Annotated in this window: 20 protein-coding genes and 1 pseudogene; 13 read left to right on the plus strand and 8 right to left on the minus strand. The window is 72.4% G+C overall.

Features of this window, described 5'->3' with window-relative positions:
- Nucleotides 1-41: 41 nt before the first annotated feature.
- Together ACWCPY_RS24695 and ACWCPY_RS24700 are read left to right on the plus strand one after the other, a co-directional pair.
- Complete coding sequence (locus ACWCPY_RS24695) at nucleotides 42-851, plus strand: SGNH/GDSL hydrolase family protein (RefSeq protein WP_451268308.1); 810 nt, start codon at nucleotides 42-44, stop codon at nucleotides 849-851.
- 301 nt (nucleotides 852-1,152) lie between these two features.
- Nucleotides 1,153-1,416, plus strand: a complete 264-nt coding sequence (locus ACWCPY_RS24700; protein WP_451268310.1) for a hypothetical protein — start codon at nucleotides 1,153-1,155, stop codon at nucleotides 1,414-1,416.
- A 263-nt stretch (nucleotides 1,417-1,679) separates the two neighbouring features.
- Here the strand turns inward: ACWCPY_RS24700 and ACWCPY_RS24705 are convergent, their stop codons facing one another.
- A complete protein-coding gene (locus ACWCPY_RS24705) occupies nucleotides 1,680-2,507 on the minus strand; it encodes an ABC transporter permease (protein WP_451268312.1) in 828 nt (275 codons plus the stop codon).
- Nucleotides 2,504-3,481 carry an ATP-binding cassette domain-containing protein gene (locus tag ACWCPY_RS24710; protein WP_451268314.1) on the minus strand — a complete coding sequence of 326 codons (978 nt, stop codon included), beginning with the start codon at nucleotides 3,479-3,481 and terminating at the stop codon, nucleotides 2,504-2,506. The genes ACWCPY_RS24705 and ACWCPY_RS24710 overlap by 4 nt, the downstream gene beginning before the upstream one ends.
- Before the next feature lie 63 nt (nucleotides 3,482-3,544).
- Between ACWCPY_RS24710 and ACWCPY_RS24715 the strand changes: the two genes are divergently transcribed.
- Nucleotides 3,545-4,252 carry a TetR/AcrR family transcriptional regulator gene (locus ACWCPY_RS24715; protein WP_451268316.1) on the plus strand — a complete coding sequence of 236 codons (708 nt, stop codon included), beginning with the start codon at nucleotides 3,545-3,547 and terminating at the stop codon, nucleotides 4,250-4,252.
- A 15-nt stretch (nucleotides 4,253-4,267) separates the two neighbouring features.
- Here the strand turns inward: ACWCPY_RS24715 and ACWCPY_RS24720 are convergent, their stop codons facing one another.
- The 3 genes from ACWCPY_RS24720 to hmgA all read right to left on the minus strand — a co-directional run bounded on the left by ACWCPY_RS24720 (nucleotide 4,268) and on the right by hmgA (nucleotide 7,729).
- Complete coding sequence (locus tag ACWCPY_RS24720) at nucleotides 4,268-5,497, minus strand: type ISP restriction/modification enzyme (protein WP_451268318.1); 1,230 nt, start codon at nucleotides 5,495-5,497, stop codon at nucleotides 4,268-4,270.
- A gap of 78 nt (nucleotides 5,498-5,575) precedes the next feature.
- Nucleotides 5,576-6,352, minus strand: coding sequence for a GntR family transcriptional regulator (locus tag ACWCPY_RS24725; RefSeq protein ID WP_451268320.1), 777 nt, complete (start codon nucleotides 6,350-6,352; stop codon nucleotides 5,576-5,578).
- A 48-nt stretch (nucleotides 6,353-6,400) separates the two neighbouring features.
- Nucleotides 6,401-7,729, minus strand: coding sequence for a homogentisate 1,2-dioxygenase (hmgA, locus tag ACWCPY_RS24730; protein WP_451268322.1), 1,329 nt, complete (start codon nucleotides 7,727-7,729; stop codon nucleotides 6,401-6,403).
- A 122-nt stretch (nucleotides 7,730-7,851) separates the two neighbouring features.
- On the opposite strand from hmgA, the gene ACWCPY_RS24735 reads away from it, so the two are divergent.
- From ACWCPY_RS24735 to ACWCPY_RS24775, 9 genes and pseudogenes are all read left to right on the plus strand, one after another.
- Entirely contained in the window at nucleotides 7,852-9,945 is a 2,094-nt protein-coding gene (locus tag ACWCPY_RS24735) for a right-handed parallel beta-helix repeat-containing protein (protein WP_451268324.1), read from the plus strand.
- Nucleotides 9,942-10,796, plus strand: a complete 855-nt coding sequence (locus ACWCPY_RS24740; protein ID WP_451268326.1) for a hypothetical protein — start codon at nucleotides 9,942-9,944, stop codon at nucleotides 10,794-10,796. The genes ACWCPY_RS24735 and ACWCPY_RS24740 overlap by 4 nt, the downstream gene beginning before the upstream one ends.
- Complete coding sequence (locus tag ACWCPY_RS24745) at nucleotides 10,793-12,076, plus strand: hypothetical protein (protein WP_451268328.1); 1,284 nt, start codon at nucleotides 10,793-10,795, stop codon at nucleotides 12,074-12,076. Before ACWCPY_RS24740 ends, ACWCPY_RS24745 begins: the two co-directional genes overlap by 4 nt.
- A 68-nt stretch (nucleotides 12,077-12,144) precedes the next feature.
- On the plus strand, nucleotides 12,145-12,765 hold the full coding sequence (locus ACWCPY_RS24750) for a TetR family transcriptional regulator (protein ID WP_451268330.1): 621 nt from the start codon (nucleotides 12,145-12,147) through the stop codon (nucleotides 12,763-12,765).
- Between the two features lie 253 nt (nucleotides 12,766-13,018).
- Nucleotides 13,019-14,461, plus strand: a complete 1,443-nt coding sequence (locus ACWCPY_RS24755) for a CitMHS family transporter (protein WP_451268332.1) — start codon at nucleotides 13,019-13,021, stop codon at nucleotides 14,459-14,461.
- A pseudogene (locus ACWCPY_RS24760) lies at nucleotides 14,462-14,752 on the plus strand (MFS transporter); the annotation flags it as partial. It abuts the gene before it with no gap.
- A 60-nt stretch (nucleotides 14,753-14,812) separates the two neighbouring features.
- On the plus strand, nucleotides 14,813-16,714 hold the full coding sequence (locus ACWCPY_RS24765) for an ABC transporter ATP-binding protein (RefSeq protein WP_451268334.1): 1,902 nt from the start codon (nucleotides 14,813-14,815) through the stop codon (nucleotides 16,712-16,714).
- An 85-nt stretch (nucleotides 16,715-16,799) separates the two neighbouring features.
- A complete protein-coding gene (locus tag ACWCPY_RS24770; protein WP_451268336.1) occupies nucleotides 16,800-18,188 on the plus strand; it encodes an aldehyde dehydrogenase family protein in 1,389 nt (462 codons plus the stop codon).
- A gap of 50 nt (nucleotides 18,189-18,238) precedes the next feature.
- A complete protein-coding gene (locus tag ACWCPY_RS24775) occupies nucleotides 18,239-19,321 on the plus strand; it encodes a Zn-dependent alcohol dehydrogenase (protein ID WP_451268338.1) in 1,083 nt (360 codons plus the stop codon).
- On the opposite strand, the gene ACWCPY_RS24780 is transcribed toward ACWCPY_RS24775, so the two are convergent.
- The 3 genes from ACWCPY_RS24780 to ACWCPY_RS24790 are packed head-to-tail and all read right to left on the minus strand — an operon-like array spanning nucleotide 19,245 to nucleotide 21,656.
- Nucleotides 19,245-20,210: a DMT family transporter gene (locus ACWCPY_RS24780; protein ID WP_451268340.1), complete on the minus strand. Its 966-nt coding sequence runs from the start codon at nucleotides 20,208-20,210 to the stop codon at nucleotides 19,245-19,247. The two genes, ACWCPY_RS24775 and ACWCPY_RS24780, sit on opposite strands and share 77 nt — an antisense overlap.
- Nucleotides 20,211-20,243: 33 nt before the next feature.
- Nucleotides 20,244-20,966: an ArsR/SmtB family transcription factor gene (locus ACWCPY_RS24785; RefSeq protein ID WP_451268342.1), complete on the minus strand. Its 723-nt coding sequence runs from the start codon at nucleotides 20,964-20,966 to the stop codon at nucleotides 20,244-20,246.
- A gap of 15 nt (nucleotides 20,967-20,981) precedes the next feature.
- Entirely contained in the window at nucleotides 20,982-21,656 is a 675-nt protein-coding gene (locus ACWCPY_RS24790; RefSeq protein WP_451268343.1) for a TetR/AcrR family transcriptional regulator, read from the minus strand.
- Nucleotides 21,657-21,721: 65 nt separating this feature from the next.
- On the opposite strand from ACWCPY_RS24790, the gene ACWCPY_RS24795 reads away from it, so the two are divergent.
- The gene (locus ACWCPY_RS24795; protein WP_451268345.1) at nucleotides 21,722-22,873 is read left to right on the plus strand and encodes an acyl-CoA dehydrogenase family protein; all 1,152 of its coding nucleotides are present in this window, start codon (nucleotides 21,722-21,724) and stop codon (nucleotides 22,871-22,873) included.
- Nucleotides 22,874-22,918: the final 45 nt, after the last annotated feature.

A 22,918-nucleotide genomic window follows, 5' to 3' on the forward strand; every position in this document is an offset into this window, starting at 1 on the left:
GACCGCGCGGAGATCCCACCGGTCGGTCCAAGGGAGGTTCCATGAAGATGTCCAGACTCGCGGCGCTCTCGTCCTCGCTCCTGCTCGGTGCCGTACTCGCTCTGACCGGAGCGGCCACCGCCAGTGCCGCCACGTCTGTTCAGGCCGTCGACTACGTTGCCCTCGGCGACTCGTACTCCTCGGGTGTCGGATCCGGCAGTTACGACAGCGCCAGTGGTGACTGCAAGCGCAGCACCAAGGCGTATCCGGCCCTCTGGGCCGCCGCCAACTCGCCCGCCTCGTTCTCCTTCGCCGCTTGCTCGGGTGCTCGTACGGGTGATGTGAAGGCCAATCAGCTCGGCCCCCTCAGCTCCTCGACCGACCTCGTCTCGATCTCCATCGGCGGCAACGACGCCGGTTTCGCCGATGTCATGACGACCTGTGTCCTCCAGTCCGAGGCCACCTGTCTCGACCGGATCGCCACGGCCCGCAGCTATGTCGAGTCCACCCTGCCCGGCAACCTCGACTCGGTGTACACGGCGATCCACGCCAAGGCGCCGTCCGCCCGTGTCGTCGTCCTCGGCTATCCGCGCTTCTACAAGATCGGCGGCAGCTGTGCCGTCGGCCTGAGCGACAAGGTGCGCACCGCGATCAACGGGGCGGCCGACCTCCTCAATACGACCACCGCCAAGCGCGCGGCCGACCACGGCTTCTCCTTCGCCGATGTCGCGGGCAGGTTCACCGGCCATGAGATCTGCTCCGGAAGTGCCTGGCTGCACAGCGTCAACTGGCTGAACATCGGTGAGTCCTACCACCCCACCGCCGCCGGACAGTCGGGCGGCTACCTGCCCGCTCTCAACTCGGCGGCCTGACACGACCGGCGCATCCGCCGGGTCCGTCCGGCCGTCCGGCGGGCAGGGGGCCCCTGTTCGCCGGGGTCTCCGTCCGGTGGGGTGCGAAGGCGGGCCCGGGGTCCGTGGCGGGACCCCGGGCGGAGTGCCTCCATCCGTTTCCGTTCTGTCCAAGTCGCCCTGAAATCGGGCGGATTCGTGAATGAGGTGTCAACCTCCGTATGCGAGTGCGCAATCCCCCGCCCGGGATACACGAGTGTCGTCGCGGGGCGATAGGGTTAACCTGCCCGGGCCGGGTGCCCTCGTACGGGTGGGGAGTGACATGGAACAGATAGCGATGCGGAGCAGGCCGCGTGTGCCTGCGATCACCTGCGGGAGCGGTGCGACGAGTTCGCGCCTCGACCGCCATCTCGCGGTGCTCGGCGGCCCTGCCGTGCCGCAGCGGGAAGCCGCGGAGGCGACACTGCTGATGCGCGAGCTCACCTCGCGCGATGCCGCCCGTCGTCACCGGAGCAAGAGCGCGCGCGTCTCGCTCTTCGCGCCGCTGCGACGACTGAGGCGTTCGCTCTTCGGCAGCCGCCGCTGACCCGACGGCCCGTCACGACCGCCCACCGGTCCTCCGCCCGGGCTCCCCGGCCAGGGTCCGTCGCCCGGCCCCCCGCTCGGGGCCGTGTGCGAACACACCGTCCCGGCGCTGCGCTGCTGTCCGCCCTCCCGTCATCCCCAGGGCCCACGGCAGCGCTTCGGTGTGTTCACCGGATGCCCGAGGGGCGGCGGCGGACCGGGATGCCGGACTCGTCGCGACCGGCCCCGGACCGGTCCCGCGCGCTGCCCCGGAGCGCGCGGTCGTCACTCGCCGCCGCGCGCGTGACGCCGTACGGACAGCGGTACGAACACCGCGAGGAGCACCGCCGACCAGGCGAGCGTCCCGGCGACCGGGTGGGCGACCGGCCAGGCGGCGTCGGCCGCCGGGGACGCGTTGCCGAACAGGTCACGGGTGGCCGCGGCCATGGCGCTGATCGGGTTCCACTCCGCGACCGTCCGCAGCCAGCCCGGCAGATTGTCGGTCGGGATGTACGCGCTCGACAGCAGCGGCAGGATGAACGTGGCGCTGCCCAGCTGACCGGCGATCTCCTCGTTGCGGATCAGCAGGCCCAGCCAGCAGCCCAGCCACGACGTGGCGAACCGCAGGAGCAGCAGCAGGCCGAAGCCGCCCAGGGCGGCGAGCGGCCCGCCCTCGATCCGCCAGCCGACCGCGAGTCCGACGAGGATCAGCGGGACCATGCCGATGGCCGTGGTCAGCAGATCGGCGGCGGTCTGGCCGAGCGGCACGGCGGGCCGGCTCATCGGCAGCGTACGGAACCGGTCCATCACCCCGCGGTGGCAGTCCTGCGAGGCCTGGAACATCCCGACCATGATGCCGTTCGCCGCCGTCGCCGCCAGCAGGCCCGGCACCAGGAACGCGCGGTACTCCTGGCCGGGCATGGCCAGTGCGCTGCCGAACACGTATCCGAAGAACAGCAGCATCGTGATCGGCATGGTCTGGGTCAGGATCACCACGCCCGGCGCCGCCTTGATCCGCTGGAGGTGGCGGCCCAGTACGGCCAGGGAGTCGGCGACGGGGGTGCTCGTGGCGGTCGTGGCGGGTCGCTCCCGGACCAGTGTCGTGCTGCTCATGCTGCCGTCTCCTTCGGTGGCGGGGAGGTGCGGCCGTCGCCGCGGTCGGTCAGGCGGAGAAAGACCTCGTCGAGCGTCGGCGGGCGCAGACTCGCGTCGATCACGGGGACGCCCGCCGCGTCGAGCTCGCGGACGATCCGGGGGAGGGTGAGCGTCGTGTCGGACGCGACGGCGCCCACGGTGCGGCGTTCGTGGTCGAGCACCGGCTCGGAGCCGGTGAGCTGGTCGAGCACGCCGGCCGCCGGGACCAGCGCCGACTCGTGGGGGACGACCACCTCGGCGTAACTCCCGATCCGGGACTTCAGCTCGGCGGGGGTGCCGCGGTGGGCGGCCCGGCCCCGGTCGATCAGCACGATGTCGTCGGCCAGCTGATCGGCCTCCTCCAGATACTGCGTGGTGAGCAGCACGGTGGTGCCCCGGTCGGCCAGCTCCCTCACCGCCGCCCAGATCTGGTTGCGGCTGTGCGGGTCGAGGCCGGTGGTGGGCTCGTCCAGGAAGAGCACCCGCGGGCGGGTCAGCAGGCTGGCGGCGAGATCGAGGCGGCGGCGCATGCCGCCCGAGTAGGTGCGGGCCGGGCGGTCGGCCGCCTCGGTCAGCTCGAAGCGCTCCAGGAGTTCGTCGGCGCGGGTGCGGGCCGCCTCGCCGCGGAACCGTTGCAGCTTGGCGAAGAGCCGCAGGTTCTGCCGGCCGGACAGCTCCCCGTCGACCGAGGCGTCCTGCCCGGTGACCCCGATCGCGGCACGGACGGAGGCCGCCTCGCGCACCACGTCGTGGCCCGCGACCAGGGCGCTGCCGCCGTCCGGCGTCGTGAGCGTGGTGAGCACCCGGACGGCGGTGGTCTTGCCCGCGCCGTTCGGCCCCAGCACTCCGCAGACGGTGCCCTCGGTGACCGCGAGATCGAGCCCGCGCAGCGCGTGGACATCGCCGTAGCGCTTCTCCAGACCCTCACTAAGTACAGCGTACGTAGTTTTCATGCGCCCACCGTACCGCACTACGTACGCTGTACGTAACTACGATGGTGGGCGAGGTGATGATCGATGGTGGGGCGACCCGCTGTACCCGAAGTGATCTGGGCACGCCCCGAGCGTGCGGGCCGCGGCCCCAGGCCCGCGTTCAGCCGAGCGGACATCGCGGCGGCCGCCGTCCGCGTCGCCGATGCGGAGGGCCTGGACGCGGTGTCCATGCGCAAGGTCGCGGCGGAGCTCGGCTGCGGCACGATGTCGCTCTACAACTACGTGCCGCGCAAGGAGGACCTGTACGAGCTGATGCTCGACGCGGTCAGCGGCGGGTACGAATACCCCGAACCGTCCGGCGACTGGCGCGCCGACCTCGTCGCACTCGCCCACCAGGCCCGCGCGATGATGCACCGCCACACCTGGGCCCCCCGGCTGATGTCACCCGTGTACGGCTTCAGCCCCAACGCCCTGCGCTACCTGGAGTACGCGCTCAGCTGCCTGGACGGGGTCGACGCACGGTTCGGCGAGAAGATGGAACTCATCGCGATGGTCAACGGCGTGGTGACCACCTATGTGGCCAACGAGATCGCCACGGCGGAGCGCAGCAGGTCGCTGCCCTGGTCCGAGGAGCAGGAGAACGCCGTGCGCACCGGCTATCTGATCAGCCAGATCGCGACCGGGAAGTATCCGCGGATGGCGGCGGGATTCGCCGAGGACCCGGGGCCGATCGATCTGGAAGGGGTCTTCGACCGGGCGCTCCACCGGGTGCTGGACTCCTTCGACCGGTAGCCCCGCCCGGCTCCCTCACAGCAGTGCGAACTGCCCGTCCGGGCCCTCCTCCTGATGGCCGAGCACCGACGCGGGCCGCCGGGCCGCGGCCGGGACGGGCAGGACGCCCGCCGCGCGGAGATCGGCGGCCGTGATCCGCGGACCGCCGGCGAGCGACTCCTGCCGGGGCCGGAGTCCGTCCAGCAGGGCGAGCAGTGCGATCAGCTCCAGCAGCTCCGAGGTCCACTCCTGGGGCCAGGCCCGGGGCCGGAGCGCCTCCAGGCCGTCCGCGCCCTTCGCCCCGGCCGCCGACCGCCGCTCGAACCAGAGCTCCAGCATCCGCACCCCGCCCACCCGGAACTCCCACGCCCCGGCCGGCACCGGCGAGATCCGGCCCGTCCCCAGCGTGAGCGTCTCGCCGTCCGGGTCGTAGGCCAGGCCGGCCGGTACGGGCGGAATCGCGGCCCGCACATAGGGCCGCCGCCCGCCGGGCAGCCGCGGGCGCTCGCCGCCGCGGGCGCCCCTCAGCTGCAAGCGCAGCAGTTCCTGCCCCAGCTCCACCCCGGCCGACCACCGCGCGGTGTCGGCGGGCAGCGGGACCACGCATCCGGCGGGGGAGCGGCGGGCCGCCGCGAGCGCCCACGCCAGCACCGAACGGGCGGTCACCGACTCCCCGTGGCGGGCGCGCAACAGGCCGAGCAGCCCGGGGGCCAGGTTGGGTTCATGGCCCCCGGGGCGCCGGTGGAGCGGCCGGATCCGGCCGGGCCGGCCCGCGGGGGAGTGGCCGTCCGGCAGCAGCGCCGTCACGGACAGGGCGGGGCCGGTGTCCTGGGGCACGTACCCGTGCTCCACGGCGAAGAGCTGGTGCCCGTCGGCGACCCGCCACAGCTCGGGGCGGGCGGCGTCGATCAGCCGGTGGTCGGGGAGCAGCCACTGCTCGTCGAACGGGCCGTGCGCGATCCGTACCGGCTCGGGGCACGGCCCCTCCTCGCGGGCGAACCGGCCGGTACCGGTGGCCTGTCCGGGCAGCGCGGCCACCGGGGTCCGCGGGGTACGGGCACGGGTCGCCCGGAACAGCCGCTCGCGCTCGCCCTCCGGGGCCCGCACCAGCCGCTCCCAGCGCGCTCTGAGGGAGGCGGCATCGGGGGCCATCACCCAGGGGCGGCCGATGCGCAGCGGTCGTACGGACCAGGGCATGAGGTCGTCCAGAAGCGGGGCGTCCGTGTCCTGGCCGTCACCGGAGCCGCCCGCCGCCCGTGCTGCCACCGTGTCGCCCTCCCCGTCGCCACGTCCGCCCGCCTTCCGGGGCATCGTAGCCGCGCCCCCGCGGCGCGAGGCAGTGCGTCAGTGCGCTTCCACGGTGACCGAGAAGGAGAACCGGTCACCCCGGTAGCGGATCTGCGCCACGTCGACCACCTGGCCGCTCTCGTCGTACGTGACGCCCGTGTAGAACAGGATCGGGCTCAGCAGCGGGACCTGGAGGAGCTCGGCGGTCGCCGGGTCGGCCAGGCGCGCCTCGACCGTGTCGGTGATGCGCGCGATGCGGACGCCGACCCGGTCGCGCAGCACCTTGGTCATCGGCCAGCGTTCGAGATCGGCGACGTCGAGGCGGGCCGCGATCTCGGGACGCACCACGTTCTCCGCCCAGTTGGTGGGCTCGTCGCTCTCCCCGTCGCGGCGCAGCCGGCGGTAGCTGACCAGCTCCGCGCAGTCGGGGAAGTACTCGGTGAGATCCCCCGGTACGGCGACCGGTCCGTGGCCGAGCACCGAGGTCCGCTCGCCCGACTGCTGGGCCACGATCGCGTCGATCGAACCCAGCAGCCGGACCGGCGACACCCGGCGGGCGCGCGGCTCGATGAAGGTGCCGCGCCGCCGGTGCCTGCTGATCAGCCCTTCCGTCTCCAGCTCCTTGAGCGCCTGGCGCATCGTCAGGACGCTGACGCCGTAGTGCGCGGCGAGCTGCTCCTCGGTCGGCAGCCGCGCCGAGGCGTCCTTGGCGCGGCCCAGTATCGAGGCGCGCAACGACTGCGAGACCTGGTACCACAGCGGCAGCTTGCGGTTCAGGACCAGCGAGTCGGGGGCGAAGGCCGGCCCCGTGGGGATCTTGGGCGTCTGAGGCACCTGGGGCCTTTCGTTCGGACCGGGCCGGATGAGGAGCGGCGGTGTCGCCTACGGCCTGAAGTTGCGGCTCAGACCCTGCCACACGTCGTCGTAGCCGTGCTGCAGGTGTCCGGCGGTCGCCGCCTGCTGCGTCGCCGTCACCGGCCAGCGGGTCTCGAACATGAAGGCGAGGCCGTCGTCGATCTTCTGCGGCTTCAGCTCCGCCCCGCTCGCCCGGTCGAAGGTCTCCCGGTCCGGGCCGTGCGCCGACATCATGTTGTGGAGCGAACCGCCACCCGGGACGAAACCGCCCTTGCCGGCCGTCTTCGCGTCGTACGCGCCCTGGATCAGGCCCATGTACTCGCTCATCACATTGCGGTGGAAGTACGGCGGCCGGAAGGTGTCCTCGCCGACCAGCCAGCGCGGCGCGAAGACGACGAAGTCGACACCGGCCAGACCGGGGGTGTCGGACGGCGAGGTCAGCACCGTGAAGATCGACGGGTCGGGGTGGTCGTAGCTGATCGAGCCGATGACATTGAAGCGGTGCAGGTCGTAGACGTACGGGGTGTGGTTGCCGTGCCAGGCGACCACATCGAGCGGCGAGTGGTCGTAGGTCGCCGACCAGAGGTTCCCGCAGAACTTGTTGATCACCTCCACCGGGCGGTCGTCGTCCTCGTACGCGGCGACCGGGGCGAGGAAGTCCCGGGCGTTGGCCAGGCCGTTGGCGCCGATCGGGCCGAGGTCGGGGAGGGTGAACGGCTGGCCGTAGTTCTCGCAGACATAGCCGCGGGCGGTGGCGTCGAGCAGCTCCACGCGGAAACGGACGCCGCGCGGGATCAGCGCGACATGCCCCGGTTCGGCACGCAGCAGGCCCAGTTCGGTACGGAGCAGCAGACCGCCGCGCTCCGGGACGATCAGCAGCTCGCCGTCCGAGTCGCTGAACACCCGGTCCGTCATGGAGGTGTCGGCGTGATAGACGTGCACGGCCATGCCGGTGCGCTGCGCCGCGTCGCCGTTGCCGCCGAGGGTCCACAGGCCCGCGAGGAAGTCGGTCCCGGGCGTGGGCTCGGGGAGCGGATCCCAGCGCAGCCGGTTGGGGTCCGGCACGGATTCGGTGAACGGGGCGGTCCGGACCGCCCCGTTGCCGATCCGGGTGAACGGGGGATGGGCGGCCGACGGACGGATCCGGTAGAGCCAGGAACGGCGGTTGTGGGCCCGCGGTTCGGTGAAGGCCGAGCCGCTCAGCTGCTCCGCGTAGAGCCCGAGGGGCGCGCGCTGGGGGGAGTTGCGGCCGTGCGGCAGCGCCCCCGCGACCGCCTCCGAGCTGTGCTGATTGCCGAAACCGGCGGAATGCTCCAGCGCCTCCGCCGTCTTCCTCGCCTGCTCGTTGCCGCTCATGTGCGCTCCCGGTGCCGAAGGAATCCTATGGGTAACCGTAGGAATTGGATCGGGGCGAGTCAACGGCATTCGTGATGCGCGAGGGGGTTCAAAAAGTTGAACAATGCTCTACTCTCCCGCACATGTCGTGGACACGAAGACTTCTGGTGGTCCTGGCGGCGCTCGCCGCCGCCCTCCTCGCGGCCCCGGCCGCCCAGGCGCACGAGGAACGTCCGGTCACCCTGCCCGACGGAACCGGCAGCGTCCCCGTGTACCGCACCGGGGAACCCGATCTGCTGGTCTGCAAGAGCGACCGGGCGGACTTCGAACGCCGGGTGTCCCGCTTCCCGGAGGGGCTGAGGACTCGGAACCTGAAGCTCTTCGACCGGTGCCAGGAGTCCGGCTACCGCCATCTGCAGCAGGCGGTCGACGCGGTCGACAGGCCCGGCATGAACATAGCCGTCCTGCCCGGCCTGTACGAGGAGGAGCCCTCGCTGCCCAGGCCGACCGGGGAGTGCGCCCGGCTGAAGGCGCCCAACTCCAAGCTCGGCTACCAGATCCTGTCGTACGCGCAGCAGCGGCGGTGCCCGCACAACCAGAACCTGGTGGCGATCCTCGGCAAGAAGGACCTGCAGATCGAGGGCACCGGCGCGGAGCGCACGGACGTGGTCGTCGACGCCAAGTACCAGAAGCTCAACGCGATCCGCGCGGACGGCTCCGACGGCATCTACTTCCGGAACTTCACCGCGCAGCGCACCACCTTCAACTCCCTGTACGTGCTGGCGCAGGACGGCTTCGTCATCGACTCCGTCCTCACCCGGTGGAACGACGAGTACGGCTTCCTGACCTTCGCGAGCGACCACGGGCTGTACAAGAACTGCGAGTCGTACGGAAACGGCGACTCCGGCATCTACCCCGGCAGCGCGTCGAACATCAACGACGCCCACGGCTACGACGTGCCGCGCTACTCCATCGAGATCACCGGCTGCCGAAGCCACCACAACATGGTCGGCTACTCCGGCACCGCGGGCGACTCCGTCTATGTCCACGACAACGAGTTCGACCACAACATGGGCGGCGCCTCCATGGACAGCGCCTTCCCCGGCCACCCCGGACTGCCGCAGAACCACGCCCGCTTCGAACGCAACCTGATCCACGACAACAACGCCGACTACTACCCCTACGTCGCCGACGGCACCTGCGCCAAACCGCCGGTGGACCGGGGCTACGAGGAGGGGGTCGTCTGCCCGCAGATCTCCATGCCGCCCGGCTCCGGCATCATCACCGCGGGCGGCAACTGGAATCTGTACGAGAACAACTGGATCTACGGGCAGCAGCGCGCCGCCTTCGTCCTGACCGCCGTGCCCGCCTTCATCCGCGGTGAGGGCGCACTGGCCAAGCAGGCCGACACCTCGCACCACAACCGTTACGCGGGCAACCACCTCGGCAGGGACAAGGCGGGCAACTCCCGGCCCAACCGCACCGATGTGTGGTGGGACGGCCAGGGCGAGGGCAACTGCTGGCAGGCGGACGCCGGGCCGTCCTCCCCGCGCGCCCTGCCCGCCTGCGGTTCCGCGCGCGGTGACGTGTCCGTGCGTACCGACCGGCTCGTCGGCGAACCGGTCAAGCTCGCCCAGCTGCTGGTCTGCGCCGACTACAACGTGCAGGCGCGCCGGCTGCCGGCCGGCTGCGACTGGTACGGGGCGCGGGGCATCGAGCGCATCGAGGTGCAGATGGCGCTGGCGGTCGCGGTGGTACTGGTGCTGGTCGGCGGGGTGCTGTGGTGGCGCAGGCTGCGCGGCAGCCGGCCCGCCGCGGTGGCCACGGTGCTCGGCGCGATCGGCCTCGGGCTCGATGTGGCCGGATCGACGACGGGGCTGGCCGCCACCTATGTGCCCGCGCTGGCACTGCTGCTGACGGGGCTGTGGTGGACCGGCATCGGTCTCGTGCTCCGGAGGCAACGGCCCTGGCTCGGCTGGACCACGGTGGTGCTGGGTGCGCTCACGCTGCTGGACGCCGTGGACAAGGCCGTGTTCATGATCCCGTGGATCCCGCTCAGCCCGGCCTGGGTACGGGGACTGCTCGGCGTGGTCTGGGTGGTGTGGGCCGTGATCGCCGCCGCCCGCCACGCGGACCGCACCCCGCCGGAGGAGACCGGGACCCCGGTCCTCGCCGCTGCCCCGGCCACGGGCCCCGCCCCGACTCCGGGTTCCGCCCCGGAAGGAGACGCATCGTGAAGGGTTCCAGCACACCGTCGCGGCCCGGCCGGCCGCTCCGGCCCACCCGTCCGGTCGTTGCCGCCGTCACCGTCCTCACCGCGGGCGCCCTCGTGTTCGGGGCGAGTGCCTGCGGCGGGCGGGCCACCACCCACCACAAACCCGGCACCAGCCATGAGCAGGCCGTCGGCGGCGTCGGCCGGCTGCTCGCCGCCGACGACGGTTCCGGCAACCGGCTGCGCCAGGTCGACGCCGAGGGCGCCCCCGCGGTGACGGTCGCCGTGCGACCCGACTCCGAGGACGGGTGGAACGTCCATCTCTCCGTGCGGAACTTCAGATTCACTCCGGACAGCGTGGGCGGCGCCGCGCTCCCCGGGCGCGGCCACGCCCGGCTGTTCCTCGACGGCCACCCCCTCGCCCGCGTCTACGGCTCCTGGTTCCACCTCCCCGCCTCCCTCGTCCGCGCCGCCGGCGGCGGCACCGGCCTCACCGCACGGCTCTACGCCGACGACCACACCGCCTGGGCCGTGAACTCCACCCCCGTCCAGGCCACCGCCTCCCTCGCCGCTCCCTCCGCCCCCGAGGAGAGCCGACCCGCAACACCCTCTCCCGACACCACACTTGAGATCGTCGTCTCCCACGGCAAGGTCAGCCCGGACCCCGGCCGCACCGAGATCAAGAAGGGCCGGACCGTCCGGCTCCGGGTCCGCAGCGACCGCGCCGACACCCTCCATGTCCACGGCTACGACAAGGAGGCCCGGCTGCCCGCGGGCAAGACCGTCACCCTCACCTTCACCGCCGACCGCAGCGGGCTCTTCGAGGTCGAGACCCATGAGTCCGACCTGCTCCTGACCCAACTCGTCGTACGGTGAGCGTCCTCGCCCACGGCATCGGCGCCCAGCACGACCTCCCGCTCTCCCCCTTCTACGCCTTCGCCGGTGCCTTCGCCGCGCTCTTCGTCTCCTTCCTCGCGCTCGGTCTGCTCTGGTCCGCCCCCCGCTTCCGCGGCGACCGGGCGGGCCGCCCGCTCCCGTCCGTCCTCCAGCGCCTCGCCGACGCCCGCCCCACCCGTACCGCCCTGCGCGCACTCGGCCTCGCCGCCGCCCTGTACGTCACGCTCAACCTCCTCCTGGGCCCGGACGACCCGGACCGCAACCCGGGCCCCGGGGCCGTATACGTACTCCTCTGGGTCGGGCTGGTGCCCGCATCGCTCCTCCTCGGTCCCGTCTGGCGGCTGCTCAACCCGCTGCGCACCGTCCACCTCCTCGGCTGCCGCGTGCTGGGCCGCGACCCCGCCGCGGGCCGGCCCCTGCCCGTACGGCTCGGTCTGTGGCCGGCCGCCGCGGGGCTGCTCGCCTTCACCTGGCTCGAACTCGTCGCCCCCGACCCCGCGTCGGCCACCGCCCTCCTGCTCTTCCTCTCGCTCCACACCGCCGTCCACCTCGTGGGCGCCGCCCGCTACGGCGCCGGGTGGTTCGACCGGGCGGACGCCTTCGAGGTCTACTCGGGACTGCTCGCCCGGCTCTCCCCGCTCGGCCGCCGCCCCGCCGACCGCCGCCTCGTGCTCCGCTCGCCGTTCAACGGACTCGACGCCACCCCGCAGATCCCCGGACTCGTCGCCACTGTCTGCGTCATGCTCGGCTCCACCGCCTACGACGGCTTCTCCGACTCCCCGTCCTGGATCACCACCGTCCAGACCTCACCCCTGGGCCGCACCACCGCGGCCACGCTCGGACTCCTGGGAGCCGTCGCCCTCGTCGCCGCCCTCTACGCCCTGTGCACCGGTGCCGTCCGGCTGATCTCCGGTCGACTGAGCCACCCGCTCACCGCCTTCGCCCACTCGCTCGTCCCGATCGCGCTCGGCTATCTCGTCGCCCACTACTTCACGCTCTTCGTCACCGAAGGGCCACGCACGGTCATGGTGGCATCCGGCACCGACAACCCCGCTCCGCCCGAGCCGCTCCTGGGCCCCGGCGGGGTCGCCACGCTCCAGGTCGCCGCGATCGTCCTCGGCCACGTACTCGGCGTCATCGCCGCCCACGACCGGTCCGTGCGCCTCTTCCCGCCCGGCCGCGCCGTCGCGGGGCAACTCCCGTTGCTGGTCCTGATGATCACGTACACCATCGGCGGGCTGTCGCTGCTCATCGCGTGAGAGCCGCGCCGGACACCGGCCGCCCCGGAACCCACCGGTCACCCGCAGCAGAGGAGACCCACGGCATCATGGAGCCCGTGCCCCATGCGAACACGAACCTCCGCCGCGCCCCCGTGCAGCAGCGCAGCGCCGAGCGCCTCGCCCGGATACTCGACGCCTGCGCCGAACTCCTCGACGAGACCGGCTACGAGCAGCTGTCCACCCGGGCGGTGGCCATCCGTGCCGGGGTCCCCATCGGCTCCGTCTACCGGTTCTTCTCCAACAAGCGCGCGCTGACCGACGCGCTGGCCCGGCGCAATCTGGACAGCTACGCCGAGCGCATCACCGAGCGCCTCGCCGTCATCCCGACCACCGACTGGCGCGGCGCCATCGATGCCGTACTGGACGAATACCTGGCCATGAAGCGCTCCGTGGCCGGATTCGCCTTCATCGACTTCGGCGCTGCGGCCCCCGAGGAGGACCCCGCCAACGACGCCAACCAGCGGGTGGCCGGCCGGCTCGCCGAACTCCTCTCCGGGCATCTGGGCGGCGCCTTCGACGAGGATCTCTCGCGCACCGTCCTGGTCTGCGTCGAGGCCGCCGACGCCCTCCTCCAACTCGCCTTCCGCACCGACCCGTCGGGCGACCAGGCCATCGTCGCCGAGACCCGCATCCTGATCCGGGCCTACCTGGCAAGCGTCCTGGACTGACCGGGCGGTGCCGGATGCCCGCACCGCGCGGAGGCGTCCCGCCGATGCGCCGCACCGATGCGTCCGCCGACGCCCCCCACCGGCGCGGCCTGGCGGGGTGCCAGTTGCGCCCGAGCCATGAACCCCGCGTTGACCTGGGGTTTTGCTCGTATTGCTCGCATGTCAACATCTTGTTAACGCCGCGAGCCGCGCCCTAACGTCATCCGCACCGCCGAGTCCGGTGGGAGTTCAAGGGTGAGCGATAGGTATCCACATGCTGACAATCCTCGGCTTCGCCATGATTGCGACCTTCCTGGTCCTGATCATGATGAAGAAGATGTCGCCGATCGCGGCGTTGGTCCTGATCCCCGCGCTGTTCTGCGTCGCCGTCGGGCAGGGCGCGAAGCTCGGTGACTACGTCATCGAAGGCGTCGGCAATCTCGCCCCGACCGCCGCGATGCTGATGTTCGCCATCGTCTACTTCGGTGTGATGATCGATGTCGGCCTCTTCGACCCGATCGTGCGGGGCATCCTGCGCTTCTGCAGGGCGGACCCGATGCGGATCGTCGTCGGTACGGCCGTGCTCGCCGCCATCGTCTCCCTCGACGGTGACGGCTCCACCACCTTCATGATCACCGTCTCGGCGATGTATCCGCTCTACAAGCGCCTCAAGATGAGCCTGGTCGTGATGACCGGAGTCGCCGCCACGGCGAACGGCGTCATGAACACCCTTCCCTGGGGCGGCCCCACCGCCCGCGCCGCCACCGCGCTCAAGCTGGACGCGGGCGACATCTTCGTCCCGATGATCCCGGCGCTCGGCATCGGCCTGGTCGCGGTCCTGCTCCTCGCCGTCGTGCTGGGCCGGCGCGAGCGCAAGCGGCTGGGCATGCTCACCCTCGACGAGGTACTGGCCACCGGGACGGCCACGGAGACGGAGACCGTTCTTGTCGGAGCGGGCGGCAGCGGCAGCGACCGTACCCGCAAGAACTCCGGCGGAGCCGGTACCGGCACCGACGGCGACGCGGCACAGAACGCGGGAGCGGGAACGGACGAGGGAGAGGACGGGGACGGGGGCTTCAAGGGGCTGGACCCGGACCGGGCCACCCTGCGTCCCGGGCTCTACTGGTTCAACGTCGGCCTCACCGTCGCCCTGCTCACCGCGATGATCATGGAACTGATGCCGATCCCGGTGCTCTTCCTGCTCGGCGCGGCGCTCGCCCTCACGGTCAACTTCCCCCACATGCCCGACCAGCGGGCCCGGATCGCCGCCCACGCCGACAACGTCCTCAACGTCTCCGGCATGGTCTTCGCGGCCGCGGTCTTCACCGGTGTCCTCTCCGGCACGGGCATGGTCCAGCACATGGCCGACTGGCTCGTCGGCGCGATCCCCGACGGCATGGGCCCGCACATGGCGGTCGTCACCGGCATCCTCAGCATCCCGCTGACGTACTTCATGTCCAACGACGGCTTCTACTTCGGCGTCGTCCCGGTGCTCGCCGAGGCGGGCGCCGCCCACGGTGTCTCCCCGCTGGAGATCGCCCGCGCCTCCCTGGTCGGCCAGCCCCTGCACATGTCCTCCCCGCTGGTTCCGGCCGTCTATGTGCTGGTCGGCATGGCGAAGGTCGAATTCGGCGACCACACCAGGTTCACCGTCAAGTGGGCCGCGCTCACCTCGCTGGTGGTCCTGTGCGCCGGCCTCCTGTTCGGCATCATCTGACAGCCGCTCCCGATGACCACCGTCGTCCAGGCCGCCCCGCCGGAGGCCCGGTCCACCGCGCTCGCCCTCCGGCTGACCGGAAACCGCCTGGGACGGGCCGCCGCCCCCGCGTCCGCCGGTCCGATCGCCGGAGTGGCGGGCACCGCGGCGCCGTTCGTCATGCTCGGCGCCCTGCTGCTCGCGGCGGCGGGGCCGGGCCCATGCGGCGGGCGGTACGTCCGAGCCGGTACCGACCCGGACGTACCGGAGCCCCGGCCCGGCCGGCGCTCCGCCGGCCGCGACCGCACCTGACCTCCACCCCCGGACGGCGGCCGTTGACCTCAAGTCCACTGGAGGTCGTACGTTCCTCCCATGAGCATGGAAACCACGGCGTGGACACAGCTCCACAACGTCATGAACGCGCAAGCGGACCGACGCCCCTTCGACCGGAACACCCTGCGGCGCATCGCCGCCTTCGCCCGCCCGCACCGGCGCCGCGTCGCGCTCTTCCTGATCCTGAGCGTGGCGACGGCGCTGCTGGCGGTCGCCACCCCCGTCCTCGCCGGCCGGGTCGTGAACGCGATCGTGACCGGCAAGGAGTCGGGCACCGTCACCAGGCTGTCCCTCCTCATCGCCGTGATCGCCGTCGCGGAGGCCGCACTCGGCCTGGTCAGCCGCTGGCTCTCGGCCAATCTCGGCGAGGGGCTGATCCTCGATCTGCGTACCGCCGTCTTCGACCATGTGCAGCGCATGCCGGTCGCCTTCTTCACCCGCACCCGCACCGGCGCGCTCGTCAGCCGCCTCAACAACGACGTCATCGGGGCCCAGCGCGCCTTCAGCAACACCCTGTCCGGGGTCGTCAGCAATCTCGTGACGCTGCTGCTCACCCTCGGCGTCATGCTCTCCATCTCCTGGCAGATCACCGTGCTCGCGCTGGTGCTGCTGCCCGTGTTCGTGCTGCCGGCCCGGCGGATGGGCACCCGGATGGCGAGGCTCCAGCGGGAGGCCGCCGCCCACAACGCCGCGATGGGCACCCGGATGACCGAGCGCTTCTCCGCCCCCGGCGCCACCCTGATCAAGCTCTTCGGCCGCCCCGCCGACGAGTCCGCCGAATTCGCCGTCCGGGCCGGCCGGGTGCGCGACATCGGCGTACGCACGGCCATGGCCCAGTCCGCGTTCATCACCGCCCTCACCCTCGTGTCCGCGCTGGCGCTCGCCCTGGTCTACGGGCTCGGCGGGTTCTACGCACTGCGCGGGCAGCTCGACGCGGGCGCGGTCGTGGCCCTCGCCCTCCTGCTGACCCGGCTGTACGCACCGCTCACGGCACTCGCCGGGGCGCGCGTCGAGGTGATGAGTGCGCTCGTCAGCTTCGAACGGGTCTTCGAGGTCCTCGACCTGGAGCCGCTCATCGACCAGAAGCCGGACGCCCGGACGGTCCCGGACGGCCCGGTGTCCGTCGAGTTCGACCAGGTGCGGTTCGGCTACCCGTCCGCCGACAAGGTCTCGCTCGCCTCGCTGGAGGACGTCGCGAGCCTGGACACCCGCGGCGGCGGCGAAGTGCTGCGCGGAGTCTCCTTCCGCGCCGAGCCCGGCCAGACGGTGGCGCTCGTCGGCTCCTCCGGGGCGGGCAAGTCGACCATCGCCCAACTGCTGCCGCGGCTGTACGACACGGACGAGGGCGCGGTGCGCATCGGCGGCATCGACGTACGCGACCTGACCGCCGACACCCTGCGCGACACCCTCGGCATGGTCACCCAGGACGGCCACCTCTTCCACGAGTCGGTGCGCGCCAACCTGCTGCTCGCCCGCCCCGGAGCCGCCGAGGAGGACCTCTGGGACGCGCTGCGCCGCGCCCGCCTGGACGGTCTCGTCGCCTCGCTGCCCGACGGGCTCGACACCGTCGTCGGCGAACGCGGCTACCGGCTCTCAGGCGGCGAACGCCAGCGCCTGACCATCGCCCGGCTGCTCCTGGCCCGCCAGCGCGTCGTCATCCTCGACGAGGCCACCGCACACCTCGACAACACCTCCGAGGCGGCCGTCCAGGAGGCACTCACCGAGGCGCTCGCCGGCCGCACCGCGGTCGTGATCGCCCACCGGCTCTCCACGGTACGCACCGCCGACCTCATCCTGGTCGTGGAGGACGGGCGGATCGTGCAGCGGGGCACGCACGACGAACTCCTCGCGGCGGGCGGCCGTTACGAGGAGTTGTACCGCACCCAGTTCGAGCACCCCGGTGCGCAGCACGGGGAACTCGACCGGCAGCCCCTGGCGTGACGGGCGTCTCTGGCGCCTGAAAACTAACAGCGCTAGTTTGGGTTGCGGACGACCGCGTCCGCGACGGTGACCGGGAGGAACAGCGATGAAGGCCCACGACGGCATGTACATCGACGGGGCCTGGCGGCCCGCCGCGGGACGGGACACGATCGCGGTGGTGAACCCGGTGGACGAACAGGTCATCGCCGAGGTCCCGGCGGGCACCGCCGAGGACGTCGACGCCGCGGTACGGGCCGCCCGCGCGGCCCTCCCCGGCTGGGCGGCCACCGCGCCCGCCGGGCGCGCCTCGCGGATCGCCGCCCTGCGCGATGTGCTCGTCGCCCGCAAGGACGAGATCGCCGGGACCGTCACCGCCGAACTCGGCGCGCCGCTGCCCTTCTCGCAGGCGGTGCACGCGGGTGTGCCGATCCTGGTGGCCGGCTCGTACGCCGAACTCGCCGCCTCGTACTCCTTCGAGGAGAAGGTCGGCAACTCCACCGTGTACGCGGAGCCGGTCGGCGTCGTCGGCGCGATCACCCCGTGGAACTACCCGCTGCACCAGATCGTCGCCAAGGTCGCCCCCGCGCTCGCGGCGGGCTGCACGGTCGTCCTCAAGCCGGCCGAGGACACCCCGCTGACCGCCCAGCTCTTCGCCGAGGCGGTCCATGAAGCGAGTGTCCCCGCAGGTGTGTTCAACCTGGTCACCGGCCTCGGTCCGGTCGCCGGTCAGGCCCTGGCCGAGCACGACGGCGTCGACCTGGTCTCGTTCACCGGCTCCACCGCCGTCGGCAGGCGGATCGGCGCCACGGCCGGCGCGGCCGTCAAGCGCGTCGCCCTCGAACTGGGCGGGAAGTCCGCCAATGTCATCCTGCCGAGCGCGGACCTGGCCAGGGCCGTGGGCGTCGGCGTCGCCAACGTCATGGGCAACTCCGGCCAGACGTGCAGCGCCTGGACCCGGATGCTGGTGCACACCTCGCAGTACGACGAGGCGGTCGCGCTCGCCGCGGAGGCGGCCGCCAAGTACGGCGACCGCATCGGCCCGCTCGTCAACGCCGGGCAGCGCGCGCGGGTGCGCGGCTACATCGAGAAGGGCGTGGCGGAGGGCGCCCGCCTCGTCGCGGGCGGCCCCGAAGCCCCGCGCGAACAGGGCTACTTCGTCAGCCCCACCGTGTTCGCCGATGTCACCCCGGAGATGACCGTCGCCCAGGAGGAGATCTTCGGCCCCGTCGTCTCGCTCATCCGCTACGAGGACGAGGACGACGCCCTGCGCATCGCCAACGGCACCGTCTACGGCCTCGCGGGCGCGGTCTGGGCGGGCGACGAGGCGGAGGCGGTGGCCTTCGCCCGGCGGATGGACACCGGGCAGGTCGACATCAACGGCGGTCGCTTCAACCCGCTCGCCCCGTTCGGCGGCTACAAGCAGTCCGGCGTCGGCCGCGAACTCGGCTCCCACGGGCTCGCGGAGTACCTCCAGACCAAGTCGCTCCAGTTCTGACCGTTGCGCACCGCCCGTTTCCCCGCCCCCGATCGTCAAGGAGCCTGTTCGTGGTCCGCGCCGCCGTACTGCCCGCCGTCGGAGCTCCCCTGGAGATCACCGACATCGAACTCCCGGAGCCCGGCCCCGGCCGGGTGAGGGTCGCCCTCGCCGCCGCCGGCGTCTGCCACTCCGACCTCTCGCTGTCCGACGGCACCATGCGGGTGCCCGTCCCCGCCGTACTCGGCCACGAGGGCGCGGGCACCGTCGTCGCGGTCGGCGAGGGCGTCACCCATGTCGCGCCGGGCGACGGCGTCGTGCTCAACTGGGCACCCTCCTGCGGCAGTTGCCACGCCTGCGCGCTGGGCGAGGTCTGGCTGTGCGCCAATGCGCTGAACGGCGCGGGCGCGGTGCACGCCCGGCGCGCCGACGGCGGCGGCGAGTTGCACCCCGGTCTCAACGTCGCCGCGTTCGCCGAGGAGACGGTGGTCCCGGCGGGCTGCGTCCTGCCCGTTCCGGGCGGCGTCCCGCTCACCGACGCCGCCCTCCTCGGCTGTGCGGTCCTCACCGGATACGGCGCCGTGCACCACTCGGCGCGGCTGCGCGAGGGCGAGACGGTGGCCGTGTTCGGCGCCGGGGGAGTGGGACTGGCCGCGCTCCAGGCCGCCCGTATCGCCGGCGCCTCGCGCATCGTCGCGGTCGACGTCTCCCCGCGGAAGGAGGAGCTGGCCCGCCGGGCGGGCGCCACCGACTACGTGGTCGCCTCGGAGAACACCGCCCGCGAGATCCGGGCCCTCACGGACAAGCAGGGGGTGGACGCCGCCATCGAGTGCGTGGGCCGCGCCGCCACCATCCGCACCGCCTGGGAGTCGACCCGCCGCGGCGGCCGTACCACCGTCGTCGGCATCGGCGGCAAGGACCAGCAGGTCACCTTCAACGCCCTGGAGATCTTCCACTGGGGACGCACCCTCTCCGGCTGCGTCTACGGCAACTCCGATCCCGCGCGGGACCTGCCGGTGCTGGCCGCCCATGTCCGTGAGGGGCGGCTCGACCTCGGCGCCCTGGTGACCGGGCGCATCACCCTCGACGGCATCCCTGCCGCGTTCGAGAACATGATCGCGGGGAAGGGCGGGAGGGCTCTGGTGATCTTCTAGGACGCGTCCGGGAGACCGCCACCCCGGCCAGGCAGAGCAGCCCTCCGGCGACCGTGAGCGGCGCGGGCACCTCGTCCAGCAGCAGCCAGGACATCAGCACCACCAGGGCCGGCACCGCGTACGTGGTGGCGCCCATCCGCCCCGCCGTGGTCCTGGCGAGCGCGTAGGCCCAGGTGGTGAAGGCCAGCGCGGTCGGGAAGAGGCCCAGATAGACCATGTTCAGGGTGGCGGACAGCGGTGCGCCGGCGGCGTCGGAGACCAGCGCACCGCAGAACGGCAGACAGGCGACGGTGCCCACCAGGCAGCCGAAGGTGGTGATCTGAAGCGCGGAACCGTGCCGCAGGGCGGGCTTCTGGCGTACCACCCCGGTCGCGTACGCCACGGCGGCCAGCAGGCACAGCAGCACACCGAGCACCGAAGCGCCGCCGTGCCCCGACATCGAGAGCCCCACCACCGCGGCGCCCGCGAACGACACGGCCATGCCCGCCAGCAGCCTGCGCGGCAGTCCCTCGCCCAGCATCCGGGCGCCGAGCAGCGCGATCAGCAGCGGGCCGATGTTCACCACCATCGCGGCCGTGCCCGCGTCGACCTGTTGCTCACCCCAGTTGAGCACCACCATGTACAGGCCGAACCAGAGCAGTCCGGACCAGATGATCCCCGGCCAGGCGGCCCGCGGGGGCAGTCCCTCGCGCCGCACCACCAGGAGCGTGCCGAGGGCCAGGGAGCCCGCGAGCAGCCGGCCCAGGGCGAGGGCGCCGGGCGAGTAGGCGGCGCCGGCGCTGCGGATGGAGACGAAGGCGGAGGCCCACAGCAGCACGGTGGTGCCGGCCGCGGCGGTGGCCCGCCAGTCGCGGTGCGATGCGGGGGAGGAGGTAGGGGTCGCTGTCATGGCTACGACAGTAGGGCCGTGACCGTTCGGCCCCTACCGAAGGGTCGCGGGCTCGATGCCGAGGTGTTCGTACAGCGCCCGCTCCCCGTCCGGGGTGGTCTTCACCGCGCGCCCGGACCCGATCCGTACGCACCACCCGGCCTCCAGCGCATGGCGGCACAGCGCGGCGCCCGCGACCCCGGCCAGGTGCGGTCTGCGCTCGGTCCAGTCCAGACAGCTCCGTACCAGGGGGCGCCGCGAACCGGTCTCCAGGCCGATGCCCAGCTCGCCGAACCAGTTCAGGCCCGTGTCGGTGAGCGCGAAGCCGGTGTCCTGCTCCAGCAGCCCCCGTACGGTCATCGCGTCGGTGATCGCGATGCCGATCCGCCCCGCGAGATGGTCGTAGCAGGTGCGGCCGCGGGCCATCGCGCTGCCCGCGTTCACCGCGCTCAGGGTGCGCGGCCGCCCGGGTGCGGAGCCGGGGACGACGTGGGCCGCCAGGTCCTCGACCAGGTGCGCGATGCGTTCGTCGGCCAGCCGCAGATAGCGGTGGCGGCCCTGCCGTTCCTCGGCCAGCAGCCCGCCCGCGACGAGTTTGCCGAGGTGCTCGCTGGCGGTCGACGGCGCCACGGAGGCGTACCGGGCCAGTTCCCCGGCGGTCCAGGCGCGGCCGTCGAGCAGCGCCAGGCAGAAGGCGGCGCGGGTCTCGTCGGCGAGGAGCGCGGCCAGGGCGGCGAGCCGGGGCGCGGCCGGGTCGGGGTGTGCCATGCGTGCCATGGGAACCAGGATGCGTCAGGAACGCTTCGGTGCCGGCCGAACCGTTCCGCCCGGCGACAGCAGCTCGTACTGGAGCGAGAGGCCGTCGATCAGGGCCCGCAGCCCGGTCTCGAAGGCCCCCTCGTCGACCTGCTGGCGCCGCTCTGCCAGCAGATGGGCCTGGCCCAGGTGCGGGTAGTCGGCGGGGTCGTACGCCGTCTCGTCGTCGACGAAGCCGCGGGCGAAGGAGCCCAGTGCCGAACCGGTGATGAAGTAGCGCATCAGGGCCCCGATGTACGTCGCCTGGGCGGGCGGCCAGCCGGCCCGGACCATCGCGCCGAACACCGCGTCGGCGACCCGGAGACCGGCCGGCCGGCGGCCCGGGCCCTGGGCGAGCACCGGGACGATGTGCGGGTGCTCGGTGAGCGCCGCACGATAGGAGACGGCCCAGTCGTGCAGGGCGGCGCGCCAGTCGCGGGTGTCCGACTCGTCGAACATCGACAGATCGACCTGCGCGGACACGGCGTCCGCGACCGCGTCCAGGATCTCGTCCTTGTTGCGGAAGTGGTTGTAGAGCGAGGGCCCGCTGACCCCGAGTCCGGCCGCGAGCCGACGGGTGGACACGGCGTCGAGCCCCTCGGAGTCCACGAGTGCGCTCGCCGCCTCGACGATGCGGTCTCTGCTGAGGAGGGGCTTGCGCGGTCGGGCCATGCGGCACATAGTAGGGCCTGCGAACAAGAAACTAGCAGTGCTAATTAAAAGTGGAGGGGCGAAGGATGAACCTGGAGCTCAGCGAGGAGCAGGAAGCCGTCCGGCGGCTCGCCGAGGACTTCGTCGCCCGCGAGGTCGCCCCGCACGCCGTGGAGTGGGACCGGGCCGAGAACGTCGACAGGTCGATCGTGAAGAAGCTGGGCTCCGTCGGCTTCCTCGGGCTGACCGTCCCCGAGGAGTACGGCGGCTCGGGCGGCGACCACCTCGCGTACTGCCTGGTCACCGAGGAGCTCGGGCGTGGTGATTCCTCGGTCCGCGGCATCGTCTCCGTCTCCCTCGGCCTCGTGGCCAAGACCATCGCCGCATGGGGCGACGAGGAGCAGAAGCGGCACTGGCTGCCGGGGCTCACGGCGGGCGAGGCGATCGGCTGCTTCGGCCTCACCGAGCCCGGCACCGGCTCGGACGCCGGGAACCTGACGACGAGGGCCGTCCGGGACGGTGGCGGATACGTCATCAACGGCAGCAAGATGTTCATCACCAACGGCACCTGGGCCGATGTGGTGCTGCTCTTCGCCCGCACCGGCGGCACCCCCGGCCACAAGGGCATATCCGCCTTCCTGGTCCCCACCGACACCCCCGGCCTCGGCCGCCGCGCCATCCACGGCAAGCTCGGACTGCGCGGCCAGGCCACCGCCGAGCTGGTCCTGGAGGACGTCCGGGTGCCCGCGTCGGCGCTCCTGGGCCCGGAGGGCAAGGGCTTCTCCATCGCCATGTCCGCGCTGGCCAAGGGGCGGATGTCGGTAGCGGCCGGCTGTGTCGGCATCGCCCAGGCCGCCCTCGACGCCGCCGTGGGCCACGCGGGCGAACGCGAGCAGTTCGGCAAGTCCATCGCGGGCCACCAGCTCGTCCAGGAGCTGATCAGCGACATCTCCGTGGATGTCGACGCCGCCCGGCTGCTGACCTGGCGGGTGGCGGACCTCATCGACCGGGGCGAGGACTTCGCCACCGCGGCCTCCAAGGCCAAGCTCTTCGCCTCCGAGGCGGCCGTCCGCGCCGCCAACAACGCGCTCCAGGTCTTCGGCGGCTACGGCTACATCGACGAGTACCCGGTCGGCAAGCTGCTGCGCGACGCTCGCGTGATGACGCTGTACGAGGGCACCAGCCAGATCCAGAAGCTGATCATCGGCCGCGCGCTGACGGGGGTCTCCGCCTTCTGACCCGCGCCGCCGCTCGAACGGGCGTCTGAGTACCGGCTGAGTACG

It is taken from the genome of Streptomyces sp. NPDC002403, assembly GCF_053593015.1.

Excerpts from the sequence above, each read along its gene's own strand:
- ACWCPY_RS24695 (WP_451268308.1), top strand. The coding sequence starts at position 42 with ATGAAGATGTCCAGACTCGCGGCGCTCTCGTCCTCGCTCCTGCTCGGT.
- ACWCPY_RS24700 (WP_451268310.1), top strand. The coding sequence starts at position 1,153 with ATGGAACAGATAGCGATGCGGAGCAGGCCGCGTGTGCCTGCGATCACC.
- ACWCPY_RS24705 (WP_451268312.1), bottom strand. The coding sequence starts at position 2,507 with ATGAGCAGCACGACACTGGTCCGGGAGCGACCCGCCACGACCGCCACG.
- ACWCPY_RS24710 (WP_451268314.1), bottom strand. The coding sequence starts at position 3,481 with ATGAAAACTACGTACGCTGTACTTAGTGAGGGTCTGGAGAAGCGCTAC.
- ACWCPY_RS24715 (WP_451268316.1), top strand. The coding sequence starts at position 3,545 with ATGGTGGGGCGACCCGCTGTACCCGAAGTGATCTGGGCACGCCCCGAG.
- hmgA (WP_451268322.1), bottom strand. The coding sequence starts at position 7,729 with ATGAGCGGCAACGAGCAGGCGAGGAAGACGGCGGAGGCGCTGGAGCAT.
- ACWCPY_RS24735 (WP_451268324.1), top strand. The coding sequence starts at position 7,852 with ATGTCGTGGACACGAAGACTTCTGGTGGTCCTGGCGGCGCTCGCCGCC.
- ACWCPY_RS24750 (WP_451268330.1), top strand. The coding sequence starts at position 12,145 with ATGGAGCCCGTGCCCCATGCGAACACGAACCTCCGCCGCGCCCCCGTG.
- ACWCPY_RS24755 (WP_451268332.1), top strand. The coding sequence starts at position 13,019 with ATGCTGACAATCCTCGGCTTCGCCATGATTGCGACCTTCCTGGTCCTG.
- ACWCPY_RS24765 (WP_451268334.1), top strand. The coding sequence starts at position 14,813 with ATGAGCATGGAAACCACGGCGTGGACACAGCTCCACAACGTCATGAAC.
- ACWCPY_RS24770 (WP_451268336.1), top strand. The coding sequence starts at position 16,800 with ATGAAGGCCCACGACGGCATGTACATCGACGGGGCCTGGCGGCCCGCC.
- ACWCPY_RS24780 (WP_451268340.1), bottom strand. The coding sequence starts at position 20,210 with ATGACAGCGACCCCTACCTCCTCCCCCGCATCGCACCGCGACTGGCGG.
- ACWCPY_RS24785 (WP_451268342.1), bottom strand. The coding sequence starts at position 20,966 with ATGGCACGCATGGCACACCCCGACCCGGCCGCGCCCCGGCTCGCCGCC.
- ACWCPY_RS24790 (WP_451268343.1), bottom strand. The coding sequence starts at position 21,656 with ATGGCCCGACCGCGCAAGCCCCTCCTCAGCAGAGACCGCATCGTCGAG.
- ACWCPY_RS24795 (WP_451268345.1), top strand. The coding sequence starts at position 21,722 with ATGAACCTGGAGCTCAGCGAGGAGCAGGAAGCCGTCCGGCGGCTCGCC.